Raw genomic sequence first — 3,425 nt, forward strand, 5'->3', positions numbered from 1 at the left:
GCCGCGAACCGGCGGCTGATCAACGGCCTCATCACCGATGAACGGACCGCCGCCGCGCTGCTCGCCAGCATCTGACCGGAAGCACAACTGATCTGCGATAAAACCAACCGCGCTAGCTGTGCCGCCCGAAAGGGTCGTTGCCATCGAGAAAACCGAGATCGCGCTGCAGATGCGGCGACAGGTCCCTGATGTCGAGATGTGCCCGTTTTTTGGCTGCGAACCAGCCGAATCCATCCGTCAGCCACGAAAACCAGCGATGATCGGGTGCGGAAGTGCATTTTTGCTGCGCCATGGTCATGATCGTCAACCTTCGCTATCCTGAACCCGAATGACGGGTTGACTGGAAATGTCGGTCTTGACGGCGGCCTTTGCCAATCGAACGTCGATAAGGACCCATAAGGAGGCTTTATGCCGGACCTCAGCTCTCGGCAGGTTTCACAGCTTCCGCCGCTGCAGGCGATCCGGGTGTTCGAAGCGGTGGCGCGGCATCTTTCCTTCACCAAGGCGGCCGAGGAACTTGCCATGACGCAAGCGGCGGTCAGCTATCAGATCAAGGTGCTGGAGGAACGGGTCGGCGCGCCGCTGTTCCTGCGCCGGCCGCGCCAGATCGCACTCACCGAGGCTGGACAGCGCCTTGCGCCAGCGGTCAGCGAGGCCTTCGCCATTCTCGGCCAGGCCTATGCGGCGGCGCGTGGCGGCGCCGACGGATTGCTGTGCGTCACGACGGTGCTGACCTTTGCCTCGAACTGGCTGGCGCACCATCTGGGCTCATTCCAGATCGCTCATCCCTCCCTTGCCGTGCGGCTCGAAACATCGAGCCGGCTGACGGATTTCGCCCGCGAGGATGTCGACCTCGCCATCCGGTCGGGCGGCGGCAAATGGCCGGGGCTGGAAGCCTACAAGCTGCTCGATGCCGATTTCACGCCGATGCTGAGCCCGAAGCTCGCGGCAAGCATCGGCGGCGTCAGGGAACCGGCGGACCTGTTGCGGCTGCCGATCCTCGATCCCGGCGACATCTGGTGGACGCAATGGTTCGAGGCTGCCGGCGTGCACTCGCACGATCTCGCCAAACGGCCCGGCAGCAGCATGGGCGCGCAGGCCTATGAGGCCAATGCGGCGATCGCCGGTCATGGCGTCGCGATCCTGACCAGGGCGCTGTTCAAGGCGGAACTTGCCGGTGGGCGCCTGATCCAGCCTTTCGATCTGGTTGGCGACGACGGCCATGCCTTTTGGCTGGTCTACCCCGAAGCGCGCCGCAACGTGCCGAAGATCCGTGCCTTCCGCGACTGGCTGCTGGCCGAGATCGCCTGCTGACCGGCAGGCTTGCGGGCTGCACCTGGCCTCACAGATCTATCCGCTGTTGCCGCACTGTATCCGGCCGGGACGCTCTTCGTCCTGGCAATTTCCGCTCGTCCCGGCCTGCGGTGTCGCCCGGGTGCTGCGCTGCAGCATCGAATCCGACTTGACATAATTCACGCCAAGTGAGTAATTGCCCAAAGCCAAGGCAAATGCTCATCTTGGTTCAAGGGAGGAATTTGATGAAACTTCGCACGCTCACCCTGGGCTTGTTGTCGGCCAGCACGCTTGCGTTCGCCGCACATGCCGAATCCATCACCATCGCCACCGTCAACAATGGCGATATGGTCCGCATGCAAAAGCTGACCGAGGACTTCACCAAGGCGAACCCCGACATCCAGCTCAACTGGGTTACGCTCGAAGAGAATGTGCTGCGCGAGCGCGTCACCACCGACATCGCCACCAAGGGCGGCCAGTACGACGTGATGACCATCGGCACCTATGAGGTTCCGATCTGGGCCAAGCAGAGCTGGCTTTTGCCGCTCGACAAGCTCGGCGACGACTACGACGCCAAGGACATCATCCCGGCCATTGCTGGCGGCCTTTCGGTCGACGGCAAGCTCTATGCCGCGCCCTTCTACGGCGAAAGCTCCTTCGTCATGTACCGCAAGGACCTGATGGACAAGGCCGGGCTGAAGATGCCCGACGCGCCGACCTGGGACTTCATCAAGCAGGCCGCCGACAAGATGACCGACCGCGCCAATGGCGTGAACGGCGTGTGCCTGCGCGGCAAGGCCGGCTGGGGCGAGAACATGGCTTTCCTGACCGCCATGTCGAACTCCTTCGGCGCCCGCTGGTTCGACGAGAACTGGAAGCCGCAGTTCGATCAGCCGGAATGGAAGAACACGTTGCAGTTCTATGTCGACCTGATGAAGGCCGACGGCCCCGAGGGGGCTTCCTCCAACGGCTTCAACGAAAACCTGGCGCTGTTCCAGCAGGGCAAATGCGGCATGTGGATCGACGCCACGGTCGCCGCGTCCTTCGTTTCGGACCCGAAGAACTCCACCGTCGCCGATAAGGTCGGCTATGCGCTGGCGCCCGACAATGGCCTGGGCAAGCGCGGCAACTGGCTGTGGGCCTGGTCGCTGGCCATCCCCGCCGGCACGCAGAAAGCGGATGCCGCCGAGAAGTTCGTCTCCTGGGCGACCAGCAAGCACTATGCGGAGCTCGTCGCTTCGAAGGAAGGCTGGGCCAACGTTCCTCCGGGCACGCGCTCCTCGCTCTACGCCAATGCCGAGTACCAGAAGGCGGCTCCGTTCGCCAAGATGACGCTGGACTCCATCAATGCCGCCGATCCGACGCATCCGACGGTCAAGCCGGTGCCCTATGTCGGCGTCCAGTTCGTCGCCATCCCTGAGTTCCAGGGCCTTGGCACCACGGTCGGCCAGCTCTTCTCGGCGGCGCTTGCCGGCCAGTCGAGCGTCGACGACGCGCTGAAGCAGGCCCAGGACGCTGCCACCGCGGCAATGACCGAGGGCGGATACATCAAGTAAGGCTCCTCCCGGTGCCGACTGCCGGTCGCCTCCTTGACCGGCAACGGCCGCCCGAGTTCCCAGTTCGGGCGGCCGCCTTTAACGCCTTTTGAAAATTCCGTCTGACCAGTGAGGGTGACCGTCATGGCTACTCAGCAGACCCGTTCGCTTGCCCGTTTCATGATGGCGCCATCCGTGGTGCTGCTGTTCGTCTGGATGATCGTGCCGCTGGTCATCACCATCTGGTTCTCCTTCCAGCAGTACAACCCGCTCAATCCGATCCGCGACGGCTTCGTCGGCTTCTCGAATTACGCGCTGTTCTATTCCAACCCGGCCTTCCTGCAGTCGATCCTCAACACGCTCACCTTGGTGGTCAGCGTGCTCCTGATCACGGTGATCGGCGGCATCCTTCTGGCGCTGCTGATCGACCAGCCGATGTGGGGCCAGGGCATCGTGCGCATCCTCGTCATCTCTCCGTTCTTCGTCATGCCGCCGGTGGCCGCATTGGTCTGGAAGAACATGATCATGCACCCGCAATACGGGGTGTTCGCCGACATAGCCCGCATCTTCGGGGCCCAGCCGATCGACTGGTTCGGG

The 3,425-nt window shown here is 63.2% G+C and carries 3 protein-coding genes; all 3 read left to right on the plus strand.

Features of this window, described 5'->3' with window-relative positions; genetic code table 11:
* The first annotated feature begins 408 nt into the window (after nucleotides 1-408).
* Nucleotides 409-1,314: a transcriptional regulator GcvA gene (gene gcvA / locus EN991_RS28425; RefSeq protein WP_013528412.1), complete on the plus strand. Its 906-nt coding sequence runs from the start codon at nucleotides 409-411 to the stop codon at nucleotides 1,312-1,314.
* Between the two features lie 224 nt (nucleotides 1,315-1,538).
* Nucleotides 1,539-2,849, plus strand: a complete 1,311-nt coding sequence (locus EN991_RS28430) for a sugar ABC transporter substrate-binding protein (protein ID WP_013528413.1) — start codon at nucleotides 1,539-1,541, stop codon at nucleotides 2,847-2,849.
* A 123-nt stretch (nucleotides 2,850-2,972) separates the two neighbouring features.
* A partial coding sequence (locus EN991_RS28435; RefSeq protein WP_164769427.1) for a sugar ABC transporter permease occupies nucleotides 2,973-3,425 on the plus strand: 453 nt, incomplete at its 3' end.

This window comes from Mesorhizobium sp. M7A.F.Ca.US.005.03.2.1, from assembly GCF_003997795.1.
Lineage (GTDB): Bacteria > Pseudomonadota > Alphaproteobacteria > Rhizobiales > Rhizobiaceae > Mesorhizobium > Mesorhizobium ciceri.

Bases quoted from the DNA above. Each gene is read 5' to 3' on its own strand.
- gcvA (WP_013528412.1), top strand. From the start codon at position 409: ATGCCGGACCTCAGCTCTCGGCAGGTTTCACAGCTTCCGCCGCTGCAG.
- EN991_RS28430 (WP_013528413.1), top strand. From the start codon at position 1,539: ATGAAACTTCGCACGCTCACCCTGGGCTTGTTGTCGGCCAGCACGCTT.